The following is a 24,573-nucleotide window of genomic DNA, read 5'->3' on the forward strand; positions in this document are numbered from 1 at the left end:
ATCGAAGCATAACGAGTCTCAACAGGCACAAAAGTCATGTCCTCATCCTAGGTCGACCGCTCCGGAGTAGCCGGGGCGGTCGAGTCGGGGGTCGCTGCTTGCTCTGCGGGCCGTTGCACCCTTCCGGCTGCCCAGCCGCCTCCACTCGTCCGTCTCCTGACGCCCTCGGATCAAATCCTCCGGCCAGTTTCCTGGCTGCTTCCCTGGCCCACTCCTCCGGCCCGCACTCCAGCCACCTGCGCCAGTCCCCTCCTCAACCTGCTCGCTCGGCCCACCTCCCCCGGCTCGTTCTGACAGAGCGCGACTTATCCACATAGCGACATGGGAAGAATATTAGTAATTCCGTTCTAATAAAATTGGCTCATGTCACTCGCACTCGCTGATCCTGATGCCGGCACGGAGGAATCGTTGACCTCGCTCGTGCCCGTGCTGGAAGCGGCCGGCCGACGATTCAGCGCACTGGCAGACGTCCTACCGACAGCTGAAATGGTGACGTGTCTTGAATCGGTGGAGGCCCTTTCCCGGACGCTGGAATACCTCCAGGCCGTCGGAGCTGCTGCCGCCGAACGGCAGCGGGTCGCGGGAATCGGCGGGCGGCTCCAGGCAGAATCGGCGGTGGGCTGCGACTCGGGCTGGGGCCAGGGCTGGAGCTCCGGTTTGGGCTCGGACTCAGGCTCGGGCTCAGGCTCAAGCTCCTGCTCATCGAGAAACCAGAACGCCCTTCGGCAGCGAAGTGAATTCCGAGACACGGCCGATTATCTTCGTGCTCGGCTCCGGATCACGAGGGCCGAAGCCCGGCGTCGGGTGCGGCTGGGCCTGGCGGTGACCGGGCAGCCGACCCTGACAGGTGACGTCTGTCCGCCCCGCTACGAAGTACTTGCGGCCGCTTTCGCGGCAGGCGATCTCGGTGCGGATGCCGCGCTCCAGATCCATGACGGCGTCGATCGTGCCCGTACGAACGCCGAACCCGCGGCGGTGCTCGCCATGGAGGAATGCCTCACGGCTCAGGCGGTCGAATCCGACGGCGACCTTCTCCGCGTCGTGACTCGGCGGTGGGAATACGCGCTGGATCCTGATGGCCGTGAACCCACCGAGGAGACGCTGCGAGCCCAACAGGGCGTCTTCGTCAGGGGCCGACGGCGCGGCCTGCAGCGACTCGAGATCGCAGCCGACGACGAACAGTTCGAGTACCTCCTGACCGCCATGAACACTGCGGCCAATCCGCGCCTCAGGACAATGGCTTCCGGTTCTGCCCCTTTCGGCGAGGGCAACCCGGGCACTGGAAGTCTCAGTGCAGAGGGTTCCGGTCCGGAGAGTACCAATCCAGGGTGTTCCGAACCAGGAAGTCCCGATCCAGGCCGTTCCGTCTCGCCCGGCAGTGCCGAACCGGGCCAGGACAACAGTGCCTCGGCAGGCGCCGCCGTGGGAGCCTGCGACCTCCCCGAGACGCGCACGCGGCCCCAACTGCTCCTCGACGGGCTGGTCGGCGCGTGTCAGGTCGCCCTTGCGACGGACACGCTACCCGCCACGGGAGGTCATTGGCCTCAGGTCATGGTCACCATCGACTACCGGACTCTCGTGGGGCAACTCGATGAACGAGCGGGTGGCACCTCCCGGGCGCGCGGGCATCGTCCGCACCTTCCCTCGATGGAACGCCTGATCGTCCGCAGTGGCAACGACGGCACCTTCGCCACCGACGGCGAATGTTGCGATCTCGTCTCCAAACCATCGATCAGCACAGTGGAGCGCCTCGGGCCCACCACGCTGGGTGGCGGTTACAGCGTATTCGGCGGGCCGATGAGCGCGAGCGTGGTGCGGAAGATGGCCTGTGATGCGGACATCATCCCGATCGTCCTGGGAGGACAGGGCGAGATCCTCGACGCCGGTCGTGCCCAGCGTCTCTTCGGCGTAGCCCAGCGTCGAGCACTCGTGGCTCGGGACAGGGGGTGCGCCTTTCCCTCCTGCACCATCCCGGCGGTCTGGACCGAAGCGCACCACATCACACCCTGGGCGGACGGCGGACCGACCGATGTCTCCAACGGCTGCCTGCTCTGCTCCTTCCATCATCGCCTGATCGAGCAGGGCAACTGGGTCATCGAGGTGAAGGAAGGACTGCCCTGGTTCATCCCGCCGCCCTATCTCGATGCCGAACGGGTCCCGCGACGGAACGAGCACCGGGAGCTGGCGTCGTGACCACCTGCGACCGGCTGTCCGTCAGCTCACACGCCGGGAGGTCCGCCCGGTGGTCCCGTCGGCGAGTCACGCCCCTTCTCCATCGCCGGACCGATCGCCCGGACGGACTTGTCGCGACCACTGGCCTTCGCGGCATAGAGCGCCCGGTCGGCCGCCGCGATGGCCGCATCCAGGTCGTACTCGCTCGCCTCGATAGCGGCGATGCCGTAGCTGACGGTCGGCATCTCGAAGCCGCCCGGGGTCGAATGACCCCGAAGAGCCATGCTCACAGCCCGGGTGATGTCCTCGCTCCTCGAGACCGACGCGCCCGGCAGCAGGAAGATGAACTCCTCGCCCCCGTAGCGTCCCACCAGATCCGTGGAGCGGACAGTCTCGGTACAGGCCTCCGCGAAGGCCCTCAGCACTGTGTCCCCCGCCGCGTGCCCGTGCGTGTCGTTCACGGCCTTGAAGAAGTCGAGGTCCGCGAGGATCAGCGTCCCGGGACGATCGGCCCGGGACAGCCGGTCCGCGTGCGTGGCGGCGAGGTCGAGGAAACCCGATCGGTTGAGCAGCCCGGTGAGCGCGTCACGGTCGGCACGGGCCCGCAGATCGGTGGCGATCTGCTCGGCACTGAGCGCCGCCGCGCTGAAGGAGACGACGACGAGCAGCAGCATGGTGACGAGCGTCGTGATGCCCGAGCCGAAGTAGGTGGTGAAGACATGGCCGTCGGGACCTCCCACGACGAACGCGAGACACCGCGCGAGGTACAGGATCGCCACGAAGCCGGAGGAGACCGCGAGGGGAGCCTGCACCTTGCTGTAGCTGCTCGGCAGGCGCCACAGCTCCCACGACGCGAGGCCGATGGCCAGGGACATCATCCCGAGGAACACCGGACCGCCGGACCACGAATCGGCGGCGGGGCCGCCGAGTGCCGAGGCCGCCAGTGTGAGCAGCGGTGCCGCTGCCAGCTGCAGCCACGCGGGCCTGCTCGTGCGCAGGGTCCGGGCTCCTGCCCAGACACAGACCGCTCCCATGACCAGCAGCGTGTTCCCCAGCGGATTGGCCCAGACCTGGTGCACCGTTCCGTCCAGAAGGTAACTGGTGGTCCCCGTGAAGAAGAGGGCGATCGCCGCGCACCACCAGGCGCTGTATGCCGAGCGCGTCTGCCGGAACGACACCGTGTAGAAGAGCACGAAGAGCGTGATGGAGATAGCCCCGAATGCCGCCTGCAGGGTTGTCGTGTCCAGTGTCATGTGTCCTTGCCGCCTCGTGCTGTCCGCGTACCGCTTCCGGCGGACCCGGGCCCCGCCACCGATGGCGTCGGGACCCGATTCAGCGCAGGGAAGAGTGTCCCGCCCAGTATGACCGGGAGCACCGACCCTTCAGCGCCCCCGGTGCCAGTCCTGTCCGAACCCTTGCACAGTCCTGAACTACTCCCCGGGACTACGCCCTGCCCGGGCGGAGGACGAGCGACGCGTGAGGCGGAAGCTGCACCGTGTCGTCGAGCAGTCCGACGCCGTCGACCGTGGACAGCAGCACCTCGGCGCCGGCGCCACGGACGGGCACCGTCACCATGGCGTCACTGAGGTTTAGGACGACATCGGTGCTGCCCCTGTGCATGACGATCCAGCGGTTCTCCTCGTCGAAGTCCACCGAGATGCTCCCGAAGTCGGCGTCGTGCAGTTCGGGGTGGGAGCGACGGAGGCGGATGAGGTCGCGGTAGGTGGCGAGCAGCTCGGCATGGTGCCCCTGCTCGATCTCGGCCCAGTCCAGCTTGGCCGACGCGAACGTCTCCGGGTCCTGCGGATTGGGCACGTCCTCCGGGCGCCAGCCCATCCGCTCGAACTCCTTCAGCCGCCCCTCGGCAGTGGCCTTGCCGAGCTCCGGTTCCGGATGGGAGGTGAAGAACGGCCAGGGCGTGGAGGCACCGTACTCCTCGCCCATGAAGAGCATCGGGGTGAAGGGCCCGAGGATGTTCAGGACGGCAGCCTGCGCGAGCTGCGCCGGGTTCAGGGTCGCGCTGATGCGGTCACCTGCGGCCCTGTTGCCGATCTGGTCGTGGTTCTGGGTCGCGACGACGAGCTGGAGCGGCGACACACGCGACGGGTCGATCTCGCGACCGTGGTGGCGTTCCCTGAAGGACGAGTAGGTGCCGTTGTGGAAGAACCCCTTCTCGAGAACCTTCGCCAGTGCTCCCACGGAGTTGAAATCCAGGTAGTACCCCTCGGTCTCGCCCGTGAGGTTGACGTGCACCGCGTGGTGGAAGTCGTCGCTCCACTGCCCGGCGAGGCCGTACCCGCCGACGTCCCGGCCCTGGATCAGGCGTGGGTTGTTGAGATCCGACTCGGCGATGAGGAACAGCGGCTTGCCGAGTTCCTCGGCCAGCTCGTCGGTCCGTGTCGCCAGTTCCTCGAGGATGTGGACGGCACGCTCGTCATGGAGGGCGTGCACGGCGTCGAGCCGGAGACCGTCCACGTGGTAGTCCCTGAACCATTGGGTGATGTTGTCGACGACGTACTGCCGCACCTCGTCCGACTGCGGGCCGTCGAGATTGAGGGAGTCGCCCCATGTGTTGGACATCCCCTCGGTGAGGTACGGACCGAAGAGGCCGAGGTAGTTGCCGCTGGGTCCGAGATGATTATGGACGACGTCCTGGATGACGCCGAGACCTTTCCGGTGCGCCGCGTCGACGAAGCGCTGGTAGGCCGCAGGACCGCCGTAGGTCTCCTGCACCGCGTACCAGAGGACGCCGTCGTAGCCCCAGTTGTGGGTGCCGTTGAAGGCGTTGACGGGCAGCAGCTCCACGAACTGCACCCCGAGGTCCACGAGGTAGTCGAGCTTGCCGATTGCAGCATCGAGCGTCCCCTCGGGCGTGAAGGTGCCGATGTGCATCTCGTAGATGACCCCGCCGGTGAGCCCCGGTGACTGCCACGACTCGTCCTGCCATGCGTGGGCCGCCGGGTCGAACGTCCGGGAGAGCCCATGGACGCCCTCGGGCTGGCGGCGTGAGCGGGGGTCGGGCACCGGCGTCTCGGAGCCGTTCACCAGGTAGCCGTAGGAGACATCGGACGAAGATGACGGCGGCGCGTCGGTCGGGTGCCACCAGCCGCCGTCACCCTGAGTCATCGGGTACCGGGCGCCGTCGGCAACGAGGGTCAGGGACTCGGCGCGGGGCGCCCAGACATCGAACGTGGAACTCATGCTGCGTCCTCCTGGACCAGTAGGGCTGCGGGGAAGGTGGAGAAGATGTCGGCCGCACGCACGGTGCCACCGCTGACGGCTGTGCCGGTCAGCGCACAGGTGTAGCTGCCGGCGGGGATCTCCAGGGTGGTGTCACCCCACCCGCCGCGCTGCACGAGCCCGAAGGGTAACCGCGTGATGAGGGTGACCACGCCGCCGCGGTCGAACCCGAATACGTGCTCCGCGGCCTCGCCGGAGGCGGCGACGGCGGTGTAGCCGGTGAACAGCTCCGGCCGGTCACGGCGCAGCTTGAGGGCACGCGAGACGACGAGCAGCTTGGCATGGGCGTCAGCCCCGACCGGCGGCAGCGCACCGAAGTTCAGATCTGTCAGCACCTGGCGTCGGGCGTCGTAGTCCACCTCGCGGCGGTTGTCGGGGTCCACCAGCGACGTGTCCCAGAACTCGGTGCCCTGGTACACGTCCGGGACGCCCGGCATGGTCAGTTGCAGCAGCTTCAGTCCGATCGAATTGGACCACCCCGCTGCCTGGATGCGTTCCACGAAGGCGGTGACGATACCCGACACGGCGGCATCGTCGAAGGCTGCGTCCACGGCTGCATGCATGCCGCGTTCGAAGTCCTCGTCCGGGGCGGTCCAGTGCGTGCTGAGATCGGCCTCACGCGAGGCCTTCTCCGCGTAGGCGTGGGCCCGTTCCCTGCTCAGCGGCCACGCACCGATGAGCGACTGCCAGAGCAGCGGCGCGAACGTGGGGTCCTTGATGGGCGCCAGGTCCTCCAGCTGCGCGAGGATCGCGGTCCACTCGTCGGCGACCTCGGAGATGACCGAGATGCGGGTACGGGTGTCCTCGCTGCGCTTCGTGTCATGCGTGCTGAGCGTCGTCATGGCCAGCGGGCTATCCGTCTCGCGCTGGAGCAGGCGGCGGTGCAGTTCGAGCGGGTCGATCGCGAAGATCCCCGGGTCCGCGCCTACCTCGTTGAGCGAGACGAGCCTCGAATACCGGTAGAACGCGGTGTCCTCGACACCCTTCGCCATCACCATGCCGGAGGTCTGCTGGAACCGCCGGGCCAGCTCCGTGAGCTCCCCCGAGCCGCCGTCGAGGAACGGGTTGAGGAGCGGGTGGAGCGCCGTGATGGTTTCCGCGAGGTCCGGGCGACGCACCTGGGCATCGCGAACCGCCTCGGTGAGGTACTCCGCTCCGCCCGGCAGGTAGCTTCGGTAGACGGGAAAACAGGTGAGCAGCTCGGCGATGGCGTCCGCCGCTGCATCGTCGTCGAGCCCTGCCCCGGACGGGACGAGCCGTGCGAGCCGCAGGACCTCGGAGCGCAGGATGCCGTCGGCGATGCCGCGCTTGGTCCCGTGGATCATCTCGTGGAACGGGTCGACGGGGACGGTGGCCGTCAGCGCGTGCTCTCCCGCCGGATCCGTGAAGAGGCGGTCGATGTCCGCAAGGGCGTCGTACCCCGTGGTTCCCTCGGTGGCCCAGTCGCCGGGGAGCTTCTCCCCCGGCTCGAGGATCTTCTCGACGAGCACGTAGGCACCGCCGGTCAGGCTGCGCAGGTCGTCGAGGTAGCCCTTCGGATCGGCGAGGCCGTCCGGATGGTCGATGCGCAGTCCGTCCACGAGGCCCTCGTCGAACCACCGCTTCACCTCGCTGTGACTCTCCTGGAAGACCCACGGCACCTCCACGCGGAGTCCAGCCAGGGTGTTGACGCCGAAGAAGCGCCGGTAGTTCAGTTCGCTGTCGGCTCGGCGCCAGTTGACCAGCTCGTAGTGCTGGCGGTCGTGCACCTCGGCGCCGGTGTCGCCGGGGTGGGCGGTGCCGTCCGCGATCGGGTAGCGGTTGTCGTAGTAGTGCAGCTCACCGTCGACGACGGCAAGCTGGTCCAGTTCGTCGTCGCCGTCGCCGAGGACCGGCACGCGGATGCGGCCGCCGTTGGCATCCCAGTCGACGTCGAACGCCTCCGCCATGCGCGAGGAGGGGCCCTCCTTGAGCAGTTGCCACCACCAGGCGTTGTCAGCGGGGGTCTCGATGCCCATGTGGTTGGGGACGGTGTCCACGAGCACACCCATGCCCGCCGACCGCGCGGCCTCACTGAGCGCCGCGAGGCCGTCGGGGCCGCCGCGGTCGGGGTCGACGGTGGTGGGGTCGGTCACGTCATAGCCGTGGCCGGACCCCTTCTCCGCCGTCAGGATCGGTGACAGGTAGACCCAGTCCACCCCGAGGTCATGCAGGTACGGCACCAGGGCCGCGGCCCGATGCAGGTCGAACTCGCTCCGGATCTGCAGCCGGTAGGTCGATGTCGGTGTCAGCACGGTGGAGTCCTCCTGGAGGGGCGGTCGGGGGTCGAGCGGGCGGGAACGGGCGGCGACGGATGGGATCCGGGGGTGCACCCCTTCGGGTGCACCCCCGGTGGTGCGGTTACTGCTACTGGGTGCCGGTCTTGGACGTGACCTCGTTGGCGAGGATGGCCAGGGACGCCGCGACCGAGTGGTCGAGATCCTCGACCTCGGAGTGGGCCCGGAGGACCACCATGGACTTCGCCTCGACGGACACCACGGCGCCCGACGGGATCGCCTCGCTGTCGGCGTACTTGCCCGCCGTGTCGATGACCTCGTCCCACGACGTGCCGTACTCGTCCGAGGGGATCGTGAAGTTCACGGCCTCGTCATGCGCGTTGAAGTACAGCAGGAAATTGGCGTCCACGATCCGCTGGCCGCGTGCGTCCCGGCCCTGGATGCCCTGGCCGTTGAGGAAGACTCCGATCGAGCGGCCGAAGCCGCTGTTCCAGTCCTCGGGTGCCATGAGCTCTCCGGAGGTATCGAGCCATACGATGTCCGGCAGCGCCTCGCCCTCGCCGCGGCGCACGGGGCGGCCGTCGAAGAACCGGCGACGGCGGAACGTGGGGTGCTCGGACCGCAGGCGGTTCACCGCCGCGGTGAATTCGAGCAACGGCTGGTCCATCTTGTCCCAGTGCACCCAGCTGAGCTCGGAGTCCTGGCAGTAGGTGTTGTTGTTGCCTTCCTGCGTCCGCCCGAGTTCGTCGCCGTGCAGCAGCATCGGCACGCCCTGCGAGAGCAGGAGGGTGGCGATGAAGTTGCGCTGCTGCCGGACGCGGATCGCGAGCACCTCGGGATCGTCGGTGGGGCCTTCGATCCCGCCGTTCCAGGAACGGTTGTGCGATTCGCCGTCGTTGTTGTCCTCGCCGTTGGCCTCGTTGTGCTTCTCGTTGTAGGACACGAGGTCCCGCAGCGTGAAGCCGTCGTGGGCGGTGACGAAGTTGATCGACGCGACGGGACGCCGCATCGAGTGCTCGTACAGGTCTGCCGAGCCGGTGAGGCGTGAGGCGAACTCGCCGATGCTGGAAGGCTCCCCACGCCAGAAGTCGCGGACAGTGTCGCGGTACTTGCCGTTCCACTCGGTCCACTGCGGCGGGAAGTTCCCCACCTGGTAGCCGCCGGGTCCGACGTCCCACGGCTCGGCGATGAGCTTCACCTGCGAGACGACCGGGTCCTGCTGCACGAGTTCGAAGAAGGCCGAGAGGCGGTCCACCTCGTAGAACTCGCGGGCGAGGGCGGAGGCGAGGTCGAAGCGGAAGCCGTCGACGTGCATCTCGGTGACCCAGTAGCGCAGCGAGTCCATGAGCAGCTGCAGGGAGTGCGGATTGCCGACGTTGAGCGAGTTGCCGGTACCCGTGGTGTCCATGTAGTACTGCTTGTCGTCCTCCACCAGGCGGTAGTAGGACGCGTTGTCGATACCGCGCATCGAGAGCGTCGGCCCCATGTGGTTGCCTTCGGCCGTGTGGTTGTACACGACGTCGAGGATGACCTCGATGCCCGCGAGGTGCAGTTCGCGCACCATCGCCTTGAACTCCTGGACCTGCTCGCCCTGGTCGCCCGTGGAGTTGTACTTGTTGTGCGGCGCGAAGAAGCCGATCGTGTTGTAGCCCCAGTAGTTCGAGAGGCCCTTCTCCTGCAGGGTGCTGTCGTTCACGAACTGGTGCACGGGCATGAGTTCGATGGCCGTGACGCCGAGCTTCTGCAGGTGCGCGATGACGGAGGGGTGCGCCACGCCGGCGTAGGTGCCGCGCTGCTCCTCGGGGATGTCCGGGTGGAGCTGCGTGAGTCCCTTGACGTGGGCCTCGTAGATGACGGACTGGTGGTAGGGTGTCCGCGGCATGCGGTCGCCGTCCCAGTTGAAGAAGGGATTCACGACGACGCCGAGCATCATATGCGCGGCGGAGTCCTCGTTGTTGACGGAGTGCTCGTCGCCGAAGTTGTAGCCGAACAGCGCCTGGTCCCAGTCGAGGTCCCCGGAGATCGCCTTCGCGTAGGGGTCGAGGAGCAGCTTGTTCGGGTTGCAGCGGTGTCCCTCGGCCGGGTTGTTCGGGCCGTGGACACGGTAGCCGTACTTCTGTCCGGGGGTCACGTGGGGGAGGTAGCCGTGCCAGACATAGCCGTCGACCTCCTTGAGCTCGACGCAGGTCTCGGTACCGTCATCGTCGAAGAGGCACAGGACGACGGAGTCCGCGATCTCGCTGTAGAGCGCGAAGTTCGTCCCCGTTCCGTCGTAGGTTGCTCCCAGGGGATACGCATCGCCGGGCCATAGTTCCATCAGTTCTCCTTGGTGTTCCGTTCCGTGCGCGCCCTCTCGGCGGTCACGGTGATACTCGCCGGCTTCGGGGTCCTGGTGCCCCGGCCGCTTGATCCATACATAGCGCATTCAACTGTCGGTACGGTTAACTGCGTCGCCACCCCTCGTGTGACGCGGCCCCGTGTCCGGCAGCCGACGCTCGTCGAGAAGTCCCGCCACCACCGCACCGATCTCGGCGGGCAGTCCGGAGACGACGACGGGCCCCCGCTGTGCGGCGCGCTGCCCGGCCCTGCCATGGATCAGCGCTCCCGCGGCGGCGACCGCCGCCCACAGGTCCTCCTCGGCGACGCCCACGCGCCGGGCGGCGCCGTCGTCCTCCGCGAGGGTGGCGGCAAGCGCCCCGATGATCCCGGACAGCGTGTCGCCGGCTCCCGCCGTGGCGAGCCAGGGTGTGGCGTCGGCCTGGACGAAGAGGGTGCCCGACGGTGCCGCGACGACGGTCGTGAACCCCTTGAGGAGCACGGTGGCACCGGTCAGCTCCGCGGCACGCAGGGCGAAGCGCGCGGGGTCCGCCTCGATGGCCGGCCTGCCGACGTCGAGTCCGCGAGCAGCGAGCAGGTCACGCAGCTCCCCTGCGTGGGGTGTGAGGACCACCTGGATGCCCACACGATCGGGCACCTCGGCGAGGGCTCCGGCGTCGACGACGACCGGCAGGCCGGAGGCCAGGGCCTCGACGGCGCGACGGCGCTGGTCGTCGTCGTCGACGGCCCCTGGCCCGACAACCCACGCCTGGGAACGGGCGTCGCCGATGGACCCGGTGGAGGCCACCGCCTCGGGTGTCCGCTGGTGGATCAGCGCGGCGACCGCGGTCGGTCCGAGGTAGCGCACCATGCCGACGCCGGTCGCGAGGGCGGCCCCCACGGCCAGGACGGCGGCTCCCGGGTAGCGGTCCGATCCGGCGGCGACGCCGAGCACCCCGCGTGAGTACTTGTGGTCATGCGCGCCGGGCGGACGCAGCAGTGCCGCGGCGTCAGCATCGAGCAGGCTGCGGGCCGCGGGCGTGAACGGCGAGAGGTCGAGGCCGAGGTCCACGACGTTGAGCTCACCCGCGGCCACGGCGCCGTCGCCGATGAGCAGTCCCGGCTTCGCCGCACCGAAGGTGACGGTGGCATCGGCCTGGAGTACGGGACCCTCCACGAGCCCGGAGTCGACGCCGATGCCGCTCGGCAGGTCACAGGCCACCACGAGCGCGGACCGGCGGCCGCGGGGACCGGCGGTGTCGTTGAAGGCCTGCACGAAGGCCGCATCGGCGCCCCGGAGGCTTCCGGTGGCGCCGGTGCCGAGGATCCCGTCGATGAGGAGGTCGGCGGAGGCGGCGTGCGCCGCGAGCCCCGGGACGCCGGCGTCGTCGAGCAGGACGCTCCTGCCGCCGGCGGCGAGGAAGGTCTCGAGGGCAGCGGCGTGGACACGCTCGGAGGTGAGGACGGCCGTGGCCGCGACACCGCGGCGCAGCAGACGCTCCCCCGCGTACAGCGCGTCGGCGCCGTTGTTGCCGCTGCCTGCCAGCACGACGGCGGTGGCACCGTACGTCCCGCGGCCGGCCTCGCGCAGCAGGCCCAGGGCCACGCCGAACAGGCCGTGGGCGGCCTTCTGCATGAGGGCATGCCCCTGCCCCGCGTCGATGAGGGGGGCCTCCGCAGCGCGGACGTCACCCCCGGAAAAGGCAAACAGCATATGGTCGAGCTTAGCGGTAAGCCGACCGGTAATCAGCACGGTTACTATTTTGCGCTCGGCGGTGCTGTGCCTTCCGCAACCACCATCGCCGTGGCGAGGCCGCCGTCGTGGCTGATGGACAGGTGCCAGGTCTCGACGCCGCGGGCCCGGGCGGCATCCGCGACGGTCCCGTCGACGACGACGGACGGCGCACCGGCGTCGTCCACCTCGATGGTGCAGTGCTGCCAGTTCATGCCGACGGGGGCGCCGATGGCCTTCGCGATGGCCTCCTTGGCGGCGAAACGCGCGGCGAGGGACCGTATGGTGAGCCCGCGCTCGGAGGGGACGAACAATCGCTCGACGAGGGCCGGCGTGCGCTCGAGCTGCTGACGGAAGCGCTCGATGTCGACGACGTCGACGCCGATACCGACGATCACGCCGAGGCCCTGCCCGGTGCCGCCGTGCTGCTGCACGGCGGCACCCGGAGGGGACTACTCAACCGTGACCGACTTCGCCAGGTTGCGCGGCTGGTCCACGTCGTAGCCCTTGGCGCTGGCGAGGGCGAGCGCGAAGATCTGCAGCGGCACGGTGGTGAGCAGCGGCGCGAGGAGCGTCGGGGACGCGGGCACGTAGAAGACGTGTTCCGAGTACGCCTCCACGGAGGTGTCGCCCTCCTCGGCGATGACGATCGTGACCGCTCCGCGTGCCCGGATCTCCTGGACGTTCGAGACGACCTTGGCGTGCAGCGAGTCGCGGGTGCTCGGTGACGGCATGACCACCACGACGGGCTGGCCCTCCTCGATCAGGGCGATCGGGCCGTGCTTCAGCTCGCCGGCGGCGAAGCCCTCGGCGTGGATGTAGGCGAGCTCCTTCAGCTTGAGCGCGCCCTCCATCGCGACCGGGAAGCCGACGTGCCGGCCGAGGAACAGCACCGATTTCGCGTTCGCCATGTCGGCGCCGAGCTGCTTGACCTTGTCGGCGTCGTCGAGGATGGACTGGATCTTCGCGGGGATCAAGGAGAGGTCGTTCAGCACGTCCGCGATCTCGTCGCGGTACTTGTTGCCGCGCAGCTGCGCGAGGTAGAGACCCAGCAGGTAGGCGGCGGTGATCTGCGCGAGGAACGCCTTCGTGGAGGCCACGGCGATCTCCGGACCGGCGTGGGTGTAGATCACGGCGTCCGACTCCCGCGGGATGGTGGAGCCGTTGGTGTTGCAGATCGCCACGACCTTGGCGCCCTGCTCGCGGGCGTACCGGACGGCCATGAGCGTGTCCATGGTCTCGCCGGACTGCGAGACCGCGACCACGAGCGTCTTCTCGTTGACGATCGGGTCCCGGTAGCGGAACTCGTGGGACAGCTCCACCTCGGTGGGGATCCGGCACCAGTGCTCGATGGCGTACTTGGCCACCTGCCCGGCGTAGGCGGAGGTGCCGCAGGCGAGGACGACGATCTTGTCGACGGAGCGCAGGATCGCCTCGTCGATGCGCAGCTCGTCCAGTACGAGGTTGCCCGAGACGTCGGAGCGCCCGAGGAGCGTCTGGCCGACGGCGTCCGGCTGGTCGTGGATCTCCTTCTCCATGAAGGAGTCGAAGCCGCCCTTCTCGGCGGCGGCGGCGTCCCAGCTGACGTGGAACTCGGTGCCCTCGGCGGGTGCACCGAAGAAATCCGTGATGGTCACCTCGTCGGGCGTGATGGTGACGATCTGGTCCTGGCCGAGCTCAACGGCGCGGCGCGTGAAGTCGATGAAGCCGGACACGTCGGAGCCCAGGAAGTTCTCGCCGTCACCGAGGCCGACGACGAGCGGGGAGTTGCGGCGGCCCGCGGCGACGGTTCCGGGCTGGTCCTGGTGGATGGCGAGGAGGGTGAAGGCGCCCTCGAGGCGCTGGCAGGCCTGCTGCAGCGCGAGGGTGAGCAGGTCGCCCTCGGTGCCGCTGTTCACGAGGCCGCGGTACAGGTAGCCGACCAGCCCGGCGGCCACCTCGGTGTCGGTGTCGGAGATGAAGGTGAGGCCCTCACCGGCCAGTTCGGCCTTGAGCTCGGCGTAGTTCTCGATGATGCCGTTGTGGATCAGGGCGAGCCGGCCGTCGTCGGCCAGGTGGGGGTGGGCGTTCTGGTCGGTGGGTCCGCCGTGCGTGGCCCACCGGGTGTGTCCGATCCCGGTCAGCGAGCGCGGCAGCGGGGACGCTGCCAGTGCACCGACGAGGTTGGTCAGCTTGCCGGCCTTCTTCCGCGACTCGATGCCCGCCGGCGTGATGACGGCGACACCGGCGGAGTCGTACCCGCGGTACTCGAGCCGGCGAAGGCCCTCCATGACGACGTCGAGCGCCCCGTGGCGCGCCTCCGACGGTTCCTGATCGAACGCCGGGGCGACCGAGTCAAGCGCCGACGATCCTTGGCCGTGGTCCCGGCCTACATAGCCCACAATTCCACACATGTCACCTAGCGTACCGGTGGCCGCGTTTGTTAATGCGCAAGGCACCGGGCAGAATCGTGAGGTGAGTGACACAAGCACGGGCACGCAGCAGTCCACCAGTGCCGAATCCTTCACACCTTTCGTCGAACTGGACCGCCAGATGTGGTCCCGCCTGTCGCACGAGATCGAGAGTCCGCTGAACGTCGAGGACGTCCAGCGCCTCCGCGGCCTCGGCGACGCGCTGAACCTCGACGAGGTGCGCGAGGTCTATCTCCCCCTCTCCCGCCTGCTGAACCTATACACCGCCGCAGCGGGGCAGCTGCACGCGGCCACCAACACGTTCCTGGGAGAGACGACCACGAGGACGCCGTTCGTGATCGGCGTGGCCGGCTCGGTGGCGGTGGGCAAGTCGACGACGGCGCGCGTGCTGCGCGAACTGCTGCGGCGCTGGCCTGACACCCCGAACGTGGAACTCATCACCACGGACGGGTTCCTGTACCCGAACGCGGAACTCCACCGTCGCGGACTCATGCAGCGCAAGGGTTTCCCCGAGTCCTACGACCGCCGCCGGCTGCTCCGCTTCGTCAGCGAGGTCAAGAGCGGGGCCGCCGAGGTCCGGGCGCCCTCGTACTCGCACCTCACCTACGACATCGTGCCCGGCCGGGAGATCGTCGTGCGCCGACCCGACGTGCTGATCGTCGAGGGCCTCAACGTCCTGGCCCCGGCACGGCCGAGGACCGACGGCATCACCGGGCTCGCCGTGAGCGACTTCTTCGACTTCTCGATCTTCGTGGACGCGAAGACCGCGCACATCGAGCAGTGGTACATCGACCGCTTCCAGTCCCTCCGTTCCAGTGCGTTCGCCGACCCGGAGTCCTACTTCCACCGCTACGCGGGCCTCAGCGACGAGGAGGCGCAACGGACGGCCAGGGGCATCTGGGAGCGTATCAACGAGCCCAACCTGGTGACGAACGTGCTGCCGACGCGCGGCCGGGCACAACTGGTGCTGACCAAGGACGCCGACCACTCCGTGCGCCGCATGCTGCTCCGGAAGACCTGAGGGTGCGCGTCAGGGGGTCGGTGGCGGTGATGCTGCTCGCGCTGGCGCTTCCCGCCTGCTCGGGCGCAGACCCCGCGGCGACGGTGTCCACCACCGTCGCGTCGGGCCCTGCCGCCACCGGATCCTCGGCCGCCTCCGATCCCTCGTCCACAGCGGGCTCGAGCACGCTCCCCGCTCCGGTCCAGCGGGAGCCCGTCCCTGCGCCCACGACGTCCGGTGCGGCTGCCGGCCCCACTGCCGGCCCCACCGCGGGTCCCACCGCGACTGCCCCGCCGGCCGGTGCACACTCGGACGCGGGCGCCGTCGACGTCGTCGTGAACAAGCGCCGCCCCCTCGTGCCCCTGGACTTCGCGCCCGCCGACCTGCGGCAGCCCGACGCGGCGACGGCCGCGGAGAACGCCCTGCTGCGCCCCGACGTCGCCTCGGCCGTGGAGGAGATGTTCGGGGCGGCAGCGAACGACGGCGTGGCGCTCACCCTGGTCAGCGGCTACCGGTCCTTCGCAACCCAGGAATCGACGTACGCCTCATGGGTGGCGCAGTACGGCGACGCAGCGGGCGCGGACACGGTCTCGGCGCGGCCCGGGTATTCCGAGCACCAGACAGGGCTCGCGTTCGACATCGGGCAGGCGGACGGAGCGTGCACGCTCGTCCTCTGCTTCCGGGACACCCCCGCCGCACAGTGGACAGCTCTTCATGCCGCAGATTTCGGCTTCATCCTCCGCTACCCGCTGGGATCCCACGAGATCACGGGTTTCTCCGCGGAGTCCTGGCATTTCCGGTACGTGGGCAGGGACGTCTCGCTCGCGATGAGGGCGGCGGGCACGCAGACCCTCGAGGAGCATTTCGGCCTGCCGGCAGCGCCGTCCTACTGACCTGGGCCGGCGACGATCCGTCCGGGCGCCAGAGGCTCGCGGAGCACTCCCACCCCGGTCGTGCTGTGTCCGGTCGTCGAGCACGTCAGCGCGGGTGCGCGACCAGGACCACCCCTCGCCAGCGCTAGGACGTGCCGCCGCTCGCCCGCCCGGGACCGGCCGGCAGGGGTACGCCGGTCTCGTCGGCCAGCACCCGAAGCAGGTCGTCCTGGAACCCCGTGTCGTGCACGGCATCGTGCGGCTCGCGCCTCTGCCGGTGGTACCAGTAGCCGCCACTCGTCAGCGCATCCGGGTCGTCGCTCGTCGCCAGCCACACCTGGGTCCGGTGGCCGAGGTCGAGGTCGTCCGGTGCGTTCGGCCCGCCCATCCGGGTGGGCACCCAGCCGGGATCGACGGCGCTGGCCAGCAGGTCGGGACGCGTCCTCGCCAGTGCCGCGACGAGCGTCGTGACGAACAGCTTGCTGTCGCCGTAGGAGCCGGGGGCGGTCCCTCGCCAGTCCACCCCCTGCAGCGTCGCGCGTCCGCCGTAGTGCGAGCCGCTGCTGAGGTAGACGTGGCGGCGCGGGCCGTGCAGTAGCGCGGTGAGGAGGTACGGCGCGATCACGTTGACGGGCATCACGGGGCGGCCGGTGTAGACGCCGGCGTTGTGGATCACGGCGTCGAGCGGCTCCGCAGCATTCAGCTCGTCGGCGATCCGTCCGACGGCGTCGCGCTGTTCGAGGTCGCCCACCACGAGTCCGGCGCCGCGCGCAGTGAGCGCGGCGAGACCGGCGGCACGGTCCTCGTTGCGGGCGTGCGCGACGACGTCGTGCCCCTGCGCGAGCAGGGTCTCCACGGCAGTGAGGCCGAGGCCCTCCGCCGATCCCGTGACCAGGATTCTCATGATCGTGCTCCTCCGTAGGACCGTGCGTCCGCTGCGTGCATCGTCCGGCTCCGTCGTCAAGTCCCCACCGCGCGTCCGTCGCGGCGTCGTGGGCCCAGCATCCCCCGCCACCGGGCGGTCCGCAACACCGGGCTCCCCACCTTGCGGCCTGCCACCGGACCCGCAGCCGCAGCCGTAGCGGGACCGGCACCCGGACCGGACCGCGCACGACCTCACGGCGCCGGACCGGCGCGGATAGGTGAACGTCACGGAGCGTTTACGCAGCACGCAGCGAACGGAAACGCGCGCTCACTAGCGTCGGGGGGAAGCAGCCACACCAGCCCCTGGAGGACTTCCGTGAGCATCGACGAAGCAGCATCTCCCGCACTGGCGACAGCGGCTCCGGCACCTGTCGCGAGCGCACCCCCGCTGATACACCGCCCCGGGCGGTGGATCGACAACTGGGACGCCGAGGACACCGCCCAGTGGAACAGCGGCGGCAGGTCCATCGCCAAGCGCAACCTCCAGTGGTCCATCGCCTGCGAATTCCTGGGATTCGTGGTCTGGCAGCTGTGGTCCATCGTCGTCGTCTACCTGCCGGCCGCGGGCTTCACCTTCTCGACATCGCAGATCTTCTGGCTGATCTCGATGCCGTCCCTCGTCGGTGCGACTCTGCGCATCCCGTACACCTTCATGGTGCCGCGGTTCGGTGGCCGGAACTGGACGATCGCCTCCGCCCTCCTCCTGCTGATCCCGACCATCGGCCTCGCCGTGTGCGTCTCGAACCCGGAGACGCCCTTCGGCGTGATGCTGGCGGTCGCGGCACTCGCCGGCTTCGGTGGTGGCAACTTCGCCAGTTCGATGGCGAACATCACCTTCTTCTACCCGGCCCGGGAGAAGGGGTGGGCCCTCGGGCTGAACGCCGCCGGCGGCAACCTCGGCGCGGCCGTCGCCCAGCTCGTGGTGCCGATCGCCGTCGTGCTCGGTGCCGCCGCGACCGTGAACCTGCCGCTCGCCGGCTGGCTCTGGGTACCGCTGATCCTGGTCGCCGCCTTCGGCGCCTGGAAGTACATGGACAACCTGTCCAGCGCCAGGAGCGACCTCGCGGGTTCGCTCGCCGCCGTCCGGGAGCCGCACCTGTGGATCATGGCGTTCCTCTACATCGGGACGTTCGGCTCGTTCATCGGCTTCGCCGGAGTGTTCCCGAAGCTGATCGTCGATTCCTTCCCCGCCTTCTCCACCATCACCATGGGCGGGGTCACCCTGGGCCTGGCCTTCCTCGGCCCGCTGGTCGGTTCCCTCGCCCGCCCCTTCGGCGGACGCCTGGCGGACCGCTTCGGCGGGGCACTCATCACGGTGATGGCTTTCGCCGTCATGGCGGCCATCGCACTCACGGTGGTCTGGACCCTCCCCCTCTCGAACTTCTGGCTCTTCCTCGGCCTCTTCCTCGTCCTCTTCGCCGCTGCGGGAGCGGGAAACGGTGCCACGTACAGGATGATCCCGATCATCTTCGCCCGGCGCGGCGCCGCAGCAGGGTCCGAACTCCGCGAATCGGTGAGCACCGCCCGCAAGTCCGCCGCTGCCCTCGGGCTGATCTCCGCGGTCGGCGCCTACGGCGGCTTCCTCATCCCGCAGGTCCTCAACGCCTCGAAGGGCGCCTCGGGCAGCTACGACGGAGCGTTCTACGGCTTCGTCGGCGGATACGTCCTGATGCTCGCCGTCACGTGGTTCTTCTACCTCCGCCGCTCCTCGACCCTCGGCAAGGTCTGACCGATGCAGCAGGCAGGGACCGGACAGCCCACGCACTGCCCCTACTGCGCCCTCCAGTGCGCCATGACGGTCACCGCATCGGGCGCGCACGACGACGGCGCCCGCATCGACGCCCGCGACTTCCCCACCAACCGCGGCGGACTGTGCCGCAAGGGCTGGTCCGCCGCGGAACTGCTCGACCACCCCGACCGCCTCACCGCACCGCTCCTCCGGGACGCCGACGGCGTCCTGCGGGAAGCCGCGTGGGACACCGTCCTGCGCCTCATCAGCGACCGTGTCCGAAGCATCCAGGCCCGGCACGGCCGGGACGCCGTCGCGGTGTTCGGCGGCGGCGGCCTCACCAACGAGAAGGCCTACACGCTCGGCAAGTTCGCCCGCCTCGCACTGCGCACGTCCCGCATCGACTACAACGGGCGGTTCTGCATGTCCTCGGCGGCCGCCGCGGGCAACCGGGCGTTCGGCGTGGACCGCGGGCTCCCCTTCCCCCTCGAGGACCTCGGCGCGGCCTCCGTGGTCCTGCTCCTCGGTTCGAACGCAGCGGACACCATGCCGCCCTTCATCCAGCACCTGCGGGGCGCGCAGGCCGCGGGCGGCCTGGTCGTCGTCGACCCCCGACGGTCCGCGACCGCCCGCCTCACGGACCAGGGCAGGGGCGTCCACCTCCAGCCGACACCCGGCACGGACCTCGTCCTGCTGCTGGGCCTGGCCCACGTGGTGGTGGCCGAGGGGCTGGAGGACCGCCGCTTCCTCGAGGCGCGGACGAGCGGGTACGACGACGTCACCCGCGGCCTCGCACGGTGGTGGCCCGAACGCGTGCAGGGCATCACTGGTGTTCCCGCCGCCTCCCTGCGTGCCGTGGCGAGGCTCCTCGCCGCCGGCGCCCGTCGCGGCGCCGACGGTGGGCACGGTGCCTACATCCTGACCGGCCGGGGGATCGAGCAGCACGCGGACGGCACCGACACCACGACGGCCGCGATCAACCTCGCACTGCTCCTCGGACTGCCGGGCACGGCGCACAGCGGCTACGGGACCCTCACGGGACAGGGCAACGGCCAGGGCGGCCGGGAGCACGGGCAGAAGGCCGACCAGCTGCCCGGATACCGGAAGATCACCGACAAGGCGGCACGAACCCACGTCGCCGGCGTCTGGGGGGTGCCGGAGGAGGCGATCCCCGGGCCCGGGCTGCCCGCCGTCGAACTCCTCGCCTCGCTCGGCGAACCCGGCGGGACGCACTGCCTCTTCGTGCACGGCGCGAATGTCGCGGTCTCCGCGCCCGACGCCGCGACGGTCATCGAGGGCCTGCGCTCCCTCGACCTCCTCGTCGTGTCCGACTTCTTCCTGTCGGAGACCGCCGCCCTGGCGGACGTCGTCCTGCCGGTCCTGCAGTGGGCGGAGGAGGAGGGCACGGTGACGAACCTGGAGGGCAGGGTCCTGCGACGGCGCCCGGCCGTCGGGCCGCCACCCGGCGCCCGCAGCGAGCTGTGGATCATGCAGGAGCTCGCGCGCCTGCTGGAGGCGCCCTCCCTGTTCAGCGAGGACCCGTCCACCATGTTCGACGAACTCGCCCGCGCCAGCGCCGGCGGCCTCGCCGACTACTCCGGGCTGGACTACGGCGTGCTCGACGGCGCCGACCCCGCGTACTGGCCGTACCCCCCGGGCAGCACGGGGACGCCGCGGCTGTTCCTCGAGGCGTTCGCCCACGCCGGCGGGCGCGCCGTGCTGGTCCCCGTCGTCCCGCGACCCAGCACTACCGCGGCGCGCCTGCCCGCCCCGCTGCTCCTGGCGACCGGCCGGCTCCTCGAGCACTACCAGTCGGGCACCCAGACACGCCGCGTCCCGGCGCTGCTCGCGGCACAGCCGGCCCCACGGCTCCAGCTCCACCCGTCCACCGCGCAGGACCTCGGGATCGCGCAGGGTGATCACGTCGTCGTGACGAGTGCTCAGGGCGAGACCCGTGCACTGGCCGACCTGACCCCCGACATCCGCCAGGACACCGTCTTCCTCGCGTTCCACTTCGCGGACGCCGGCTCGGCGAACCGCCTGACCGGCAGCAGCACCGACCCGGTGTCCGGCATGCCCGAGTTCAAGACGACGCCCGTCGGCGTGGCACGTCTGGCCCCCGTCCCGCACGTCCTGCACGCCGACGGACTGGAGGTCGGCGCATGAACCCCTCCGGGCCCTCCGTCCCGGCCCGCGTCGTCGTCGTCGGCTTCGGGCCCGTCGCGGCGCGGCTCGTCGAACACCTCGAGCCCCTCGTCGCCGCCGGACGGGTCGCGCTGACCGTCCTCGGGCAGGAGCCCGACCCCGCCTACAACCGGGTGCTCGTCGCCGACGTCGCTGTCGGCCGTACCCGCGCAGCCGCCATCGGGCTCGCTGACACGGACGCCCTCCGCGCGGCGGGCGTCGATGTGCGCCTCGGCGCCCGCGTCGACCGGATCGACCGGCCCTTCCGGCGCGTGCTGCTGGCCGACGGCGAGGCGGTCGAATACGACCGGCTGGTCCTCGCGACCGGGTCACGGCCCGTCCGTCCGCGGCTCACCGGCCTGGAGGGGCCGGCCGGGTCCGACGACACGCACCTGCTCCCGCCGGGCGTGAGCTTCCTCCGCGACCTCGCCGATGCCCGGGCCGTGGCCGCCGCGCTCGCCGCGCAGCAGCGGATCGTGGTGCTGGGCGGCGGCATCCTCGGCATCGAGGCCGCCCTCGCCGCGGCGGAGGAGGGCGGCCGGGTGGCCCTCGTGCACCACGGCCGTTCCCCCATGGAACGGCTCCTCGGGGACGGTTCGCGGGTGCTGGCGACGGCGCTGCGGCAGGCCGGCATCACCGTCGTGGCCGGTACGTCCACCGGGATCGAGCTGAAGAACGGGCACTTCGCGGGCATCGGCCTGGAGGGCGGCACCCGGGTCGACGGCGGGGCACTCGTGCTCGCCTGCGGCGTGCGTCCACGCACCGAACTCGCCGAGGGCTGCGACCTGGCGGTCGCGGACGGCATCCTGGTGGACCACACGCTGCGCGCGGTCGGCACGGACGACATCTGGGCCATCGGCGACTGCGCGGAGGTGTGCTGCCTCCGCAGCTCCTGCAGGGCATGCGCGGGCACCACCGCACCCCAGGGCCTCATCGGCCCGGGCTGGCAGCAGGCGGACGACGTCGGCGCGGCCTTCGTAGCCGAGCTGTCGGGCGACGGGAGGGGGCCTGTGCCCGGACTCCGACCCGCGCCCGGCTCCGACCCCGGCGTGCGGCGCGACCCCGTCGTCGTGCTGAAGGCCCGGGGCGTCGACGCCGTGGCCGCAGGTGAAACGGACGCCGATCCCTGGACGGTGGAGCCCGGACTCACGGTGGCGGAGTGGGCCGACCCCGGGCACGGACGTTACGCGAAGATGGTCACCCGTGACGGTGTCCTGACCGGACTCGTCTGCGTAGGGATGCCGCGCACGGGTGCCGAACTGGTCCTGCTGTTCGAGCGGGGCAGTGAGCTCCCGGCGGACCGCTCCAGCCTGCTGCGGCTCGACAGCGCCGAGGGTCTGCTGACGGCATCCCCTCCCGGACCGGCCGCCACCCTGTGCCGGTGCGCGGGAGTCACCCGAGGTACGGTCCAGGACTCCGTGACGGCCGGCTGCGCCTCCGTCCAGGACGTCTCGACCGTCACGCGGGCCGGTACCGGGTGCGGCGGGTGCCACGACGGCATCCGGGCCGTCATCGAACAGCACTTCGCCGCGGCGGTCGCATCGTGACGCGGTCTTCCGCCCAGCGGCCCGCGCATCGCAGGCGGCCCCGGCTCAGACGTTCAGCCGGTACCCCCGCTTGACGACCGTCTCGACCAGGGCCGGGTCGGGCAGTGACTTCCGCAGGCGGTTGACGCTCATGTCGAGCGCATGAGCCGCGCCTGCCGGAGTGAGGAGATTCGTCAGGGCCTCCCGGCTGAGGACCGCGCCGCGAGCCGACAGCAGGGCCTTGAAGAGCACGAGCTGCGCGGGTGCGAGGTCCACCTGGGTGTCGTCCACCCGCACGGACCGTCCCCGGACCTCGACCTGGCCGGAGCGTGTGCGGAGCTGCTCCACGTGGTGCTCGGCGAGGTGGTCGCAGACGAGCCGGATCAGCGCGCCCATGCGGAACCGCTCGGGAACGATCGGCGTGATGCCGGCGTCGAGCAGCGGCTGCGCCGTCACCGGGCCGACGGCGGCAGCGAGGACGCCGTGCCGGAACCTGTGCACGAGGTCCTCCTGCATGCCCTGCTCGGCCGCGGTGCTGAACATGGCGTCGACCGCCGGGGCGCTCGTGAAGGTGACGCAGTCCAGCTGCCCTGTGCACACGGCCTCGATGAGCCGGGGCAGACGTTCGGAGCCCTCCGGCTTGATCCACCGGTAGGGCGTGACGGTGAGCAGTGTGGCGCCGGCGTCCCGGAGCCGTTCGAGCTGGTACTCGTCGGCGTAGGCATGCAGCTGGACGCCGATCGTGAGGCCCGCGAGGTCCTCCCGCAGCAACTGGTCCACGAGGGTCGCCGTCGTCTCGTCGGAGCTGATGCCGGCGTCGTCCAGCCCCGCCGCACGCACCGCTCCCCTGGCCTTCGGACCGCGGACGTAGATCCTGCCGCTCCCGAGGACGTCGAGGAGGTCGTCGCCCAGCCCTGCGGCGTCGGCGGCCTCGAACCAGCGGCGCATCCCGTACGCGGTGGTGATGATGAAGAGGTCAGGGCGTGCCGACACCACGGCGGTCGTGTCCGCGAGGAGCGCCACGTCCTCCGCGATCGGCGCGATCTTGAGCGCCGGTGCGTGGAAGACGGATGCGCCCCGCCGCTCGAGCGCATCGATCAGGTCGCCCGACCGGCGGTCCGACGTCACGCCGATGCGGAATCCAGCCAGCTGGCCGCCGGCCCCACCGGAACGAATGGCCTCGGTCATGAGGCCAGCGACTCGGTGAGCCGCGCAAGGTGCGCGGCGCTGCCCTGCAGCTCGAGGCCCACGCGCACCACCTCGCCGATGACCAGGACCGCGGGAGACTGGCAGCGTGCCGCGCCTGCAGCCGTGACGATCGTGGACAGCGTCCCCGACGTCGTCCGCTGCGAGGCGCTGTACCCGCGCTCGACGACGGCGACCGGCATGTCCTGGCGCATCCCCGCCCGGCCGAGACCTGCGACGAGCTGCGGCAGTGTCGAGACGCCCATGAGCACCACGATAGTCCCGCCGAGGCCGGCGAGGTGCAGATGCTCCTCGTCGGTCAGCGGCGCGTGTCCGGAGACCACGGTGAAGAGGTGGCTGACGCCGCGGTGCGTGACGGGGATCCCCGCGGCTGCCGGAACGGCGATCGACGAGCTGATCCCCGGCAGCACCGTGCAGGGCACCCGCGCCTCCAGGCACGCGGCGAGCTCCTCGCTGCCGCGTCCGAACACGAAGGGGTCGCCGCCCTTCAGCCGCACGACGTGCCGCCCTGCGAGGGCGTGCTGCACCAGGAGGGCATTGATGCCGGCCTGCGGTACGCGGTGGTGGCCGGGCAGTTTCCCGACGTCGACGAGCTCCGCCGACGGTGCGACCTCGGCCAGCGACTCCGTGGGCCCGAGCCGGTCGTAGAGGACGACATCGGCGTCCCTCAGCGCGGCAGCCGCGTCGAGGGTCAGGAGCCCCCGGGCGCCGGGGCCGCCACCGACCAGGCTCACGTGCCCGGAGCCGGAGGCGGCCGGCTCCCGGGTCAGGAGCGCGCCGGCCTCCCGACACCGCTGTTGCAGGAGACCGTCGTCGTCCGTGCACGAGCCCTCCACCAGGATGACGAGGGCCGCACCGTCGAGCGCGCCGGGGGCGGAGGCGACCGTGTCGAAGCGGTTGACGTCGGCTCCGGAGGCGCGGTACCGGGCGACGATCCGCCGTGCCGCGCCCGCGGCTCCGAGGACCACCACGCGGCGTCCGGTCAGATCGATGTCGAGGTGCACGG

The 24,573-nt window shown here is 70.4% G+C and carries 16 protein-coding genes; 6 read left to right on the top strand and 10 right to left on the bottom strand.

The window, feature by feature from the left end; genetic code table 11:
• Positions 1-486 precede the first annotated feature (486 nt).
• The gene (locus tag AC4D2C_RS08240) at positions 487-2,193 is read left to right on the top strand and encodes an HNH endonuclease signature motif containing protein (protein WP_490914783.1); all 1,707 of its coding nucleotides are present in this window, start codon (positions 487-489) and stop codon (positions 2,191-2,193) included.
• 26 nt (positions 2,194-2,219) lie between these two features.
• Here the strand turns inward: AC4D2C_RS08240 and AC4D2C_RS08245 are convergent, their stop codons facing one another.
• From AC4D2C_RS08245 to glmS, 7 genes are all read right to left on the bottom strand, one after another.
• Positions 2,220-3,425 (bottom strand): GGDEF domain-containing protein, encoded by a 1,206-nt coding sequence (locus tag AC4D2C_RS08245; protein ID WP_490914070.1) that lies wholly within the window; start codon positions 3,423-3,425, stop codon positions 2,220-2,222.
• Positions 3,426-3,615: 190 nt separating this feature from the next.
• Positions 3,616-5,373, bottom strand: coding sequence for a malto-oligosyltrehalose trehalohydrolase (gene treZ, locus AC4D2C_RS08250; RefSeq protein WP_490914072.1), 1,758 nt, complete (start codon positions 5,371-5,373; stop codon positions 3,616-3,618).
• Complete coding sequence (gene treY, locus AC4D2C_RS08255; protein ID WP_490914074.1) at positions 5,370-7,685, bottom strand: malto-oligosyltrehalose synthase; 2,316 nt, start codon at positions 7,683-7,685, stop codon at positions 5,370-5,372. Before treY ends, treZ begins: the two co-directional genes overlap by 4 nt.
• A 112-nt stretch (positions 7,686-7,797) precedes the next feature.
• The gene (gene glgX / locus AC4D2C_RS08260; RefSeq protein ID WP_490914076.1) at positions 7,798-9,984 is read right to left on the bottom strand and encodes a glycogen debranching protein GlgX; all 2,187 of its coding nucleotides are present in this window, start codon (positions 9,982-9,984) and stop codon (positions 7,798-7,800) included.
• Positions 9,985-10,092: 108 nt separating this feature from the next.
• Positions 10,093-11,697: an NAD(P)H-hydrate dehydratase gene (locus tag AC4D2C_RS08265; RefSeq protein ID WP_490914077.1), complete on the bottom strand. Its 1,605-nt coding sequence runs from the start codon at positions 11,695-11,697 to the stop codon at positions 10,093-10,095.
• 44 nt (positions 11,698-11,741) lie between these two features.
• The gene (locus AC4D2C_RS08270) at positions 11,742-12,113 is read right to left on the bottom strand and encodes a holo-ACP synthase (protein ID WP_490907513.1); all 372 of its coding nucleotides are present in this window, start codon (positions 12,111-12,113) and stop codon (positions 11,742-11,744) included.
• 54 nt (positions 12,114-12,167) lie between these two features.
• Positions 12,168-14,108: a glutamine--fructose-6-phosphate transaminase (isomerizing) gene (gene glmS / locus AC4D2C_RS08275; RefSeq protein ID WP_490914079.1), complete on the bottom strand. Its 1,941-nt coding sequence runs from the start codon at positions 14,106-14,108 to the stop codon at positions 12,168-12,170.
• 61 nt (positions 14,109-14,169) lie between these two features.
• On the opposite strand from glmS, the gene coaA reads away from it, so the two are divergent.
• Together coaA and AC4D2C_RS08285 are read left to right on the top strand one after the other, a co-directional pair.
• Complete coding sequence (gene coaA / locus AC4D2C_RS08280; RefSeq protein WP_334210659.1) at positions 14,170-15,147, top strand: type I pantothenate kinase; 978 nt, start codon at positions 14,170-14,172, stop codon at positions 15,145-15,147.
• 2 nt (positions 15,148-15,149) lie between these two features.
• Positions 15,150-16,019: a M15 family metallopeptidase gene (locus AC4D2C_RS08285; RefSeq protein ID WP_490914080.1), complete on the top strand. Its 870-nt coding sequence runs from the start codon at positions 15,150-15,152 to the stop codon at positions 16,017-16,019.
• 124 nt (positions 16,020-16,143) lie between these two features.
• Here the strand turns inward: AC4D2C_RS08285 and AC4D2C_RS08290 are convergent, their stop codons facing one another.
• A complete protein-coding gene (locus AC4D2C_RS08290) occupies positions 16,144-16,902 on the bottom strand; it encodes an SDR family NAD(P)-dependent oxidoreductase (protein WP_490914082.1) in 759 nt (252 codons plus the stop codon).
• Positions 16,903-17,238: 336 nt separating this feature from the next.
• On the opposite strand from AC4D2C_RS08290, the gene AC4D2C_RS08295 reads away from it, so the two are divergent.
• Genes AC4D2C_RS08295 through AC4D2C_RS08305 form a run of 3 tightly spaced genes read left to right on the top strand, consistent with a single transcriptional unit; the run spans position 17,239 to position 22,382 of the window.
• Complete coding sequence (locus tag AC4D2C_RS08295; protein ID WP_490914084.1) at positions 17,239-18,651, top strand: MFS transporter; 1,413 nt, start codon at positions 17,239-17,241, stop codon at positions 18,649-18,651.
• Positions 18,652-18,654: 3 nt separating this feature from the next.
• Positions 18,655-20,817 (top strand): molybdopterin oxidoreductase family protein, encoded by a 2,163-nt coding sequence (locus tag AC4D2C_RS08300; RefSeq protein ID WP_490914086.1) that lies wholly within the window; start codon positions 18,655-18,657, stop codon positions 20,815-20,817.
• The gene (locus AC4D2C_RS08305; protein ID WP_490914088.1) at positions 20,814-22,382 is read left to right on the top strand and encodes an FAD-dependent oxidoreductase; all 1,569 of its coding nucleotides are present in this window, start codon (positions 20,814-20,816) and stop codon (positions 22,380-22,382) included. Before AC4D2C_RS08300 ends, AC4D2C_RS08305 begins: the two co-directional genes overlap by 4 nt.
• 45 nt (positions 22,383-22,427) lie before the next feature.
• Here the strand turns inward: AC4D2C_RS08305 and AC4D2C_RS08310 are convergent, their stop codons facing one another.
• Together AC4D2C_RS08310 and cobA are read right to left on the bottom strand one after the other, a co-directional pair.
• Positions 22,428-23,549 (bottom strand): uroporphyrinogen-III synthase, encoded by a 1,122-nt coding sequence (locus AC4D2C_RS08310; RefSeq protein ID WP_490914090.1) that lies wholly within the window; start codon positions 23,547-23,549, stop codon positions 22,428-22,430.
• Positions 23,546-24,571, bottom strand: a complete 1,026-nt coding sequence (cobA, locus tag AC4D2C_RS08315) for a uroporphyrinogen-III C-methyltransferase (protein ID WP_490914092.1) — start codon at positions 24,569-24,571, stop codon at positions 23,546-23,548. The genes AC4D2C_RS08310 and cobA overlap by 4 nt, the downstream gene beginning before the upstream one ends.
• Between the last annotated feature and the right edge of the window lie 2 nt (positions 24,572-24,573).

The sequence above is a fragment of the Arthrobacter sp. TJ-240 genome, from assembly GCF_058269195.1.

Coding starts and splice junctions, on each gene's coding strand:
- AC4D2C_RS08240 (WP_490914783.1), top strand. CDS start 487: ATGGTGACGTGTCTTGAATCGGTGGAGGCCCTTTCCCGGACGCTGGAA.
- AC4D2C_RS08245 (WP_490914070.1), bottom strand. CDS start 3,425: ATGACACTGGACACGACAACCCTGCAGGCGGCATTCGGGGCTATCTCC.
- treZ (WP_490914072.1), bottom strand. CDS start 5,373: ATGAGTTCCACGTTCGATGTCTGGGCGCCCCGCGCCGAGTCCCTGACC.
- glgX (WP_490914076.1), bottom strand. CDS start 9,984: ATGGAACTATGGCCCGGCGATGCGTATCCCCTGGGAGCAACCTACGAC.
- AC4D2C_RS08265 (WP_490914077.1), bottom strand. CDS start 11,697: ATGCTGTTTGCCTTTTCCGGGGGTGACGTCCGCGCTGCGGAGGCCCCC.
- glmS (WP_490914079.1), bottom strand. CDS start 14,108: ATGTGTGGAATTGTGGGCTATGTAGGCCGGGACCACGGCCAAGGATCG.
- AC4D2C_RS08290 (WP_490914082.1), bottom strand. CDS start 16,902: ATGAGAATCCTGGTCACGGGATCGGCGGAGGGCCTCGGCCTCACTGCC.
- AC4D2C_RS08300 (WP_490914086.1), top strand. CDS start 18,655: ATGCAGCAGGCAGGGACCGGACAGCCCACGCACTGCCCCTACTGCGCC.
- AC4D2C_RS08305 (WP_490914088.1), top strand. CDS start 20,814: ATGAACCCCTCCGGGCCCTCCGTCCCGGCCCGCGTCGTCGTCGTCGGC.
- AC4D2C_RS08310 (WP_490914090.1), bottom strand. CDS start 23,549: ATGACCGAGGCCATTCGTTCCGGTGGGGCCGGCGGCCAGCTGGCTGGA.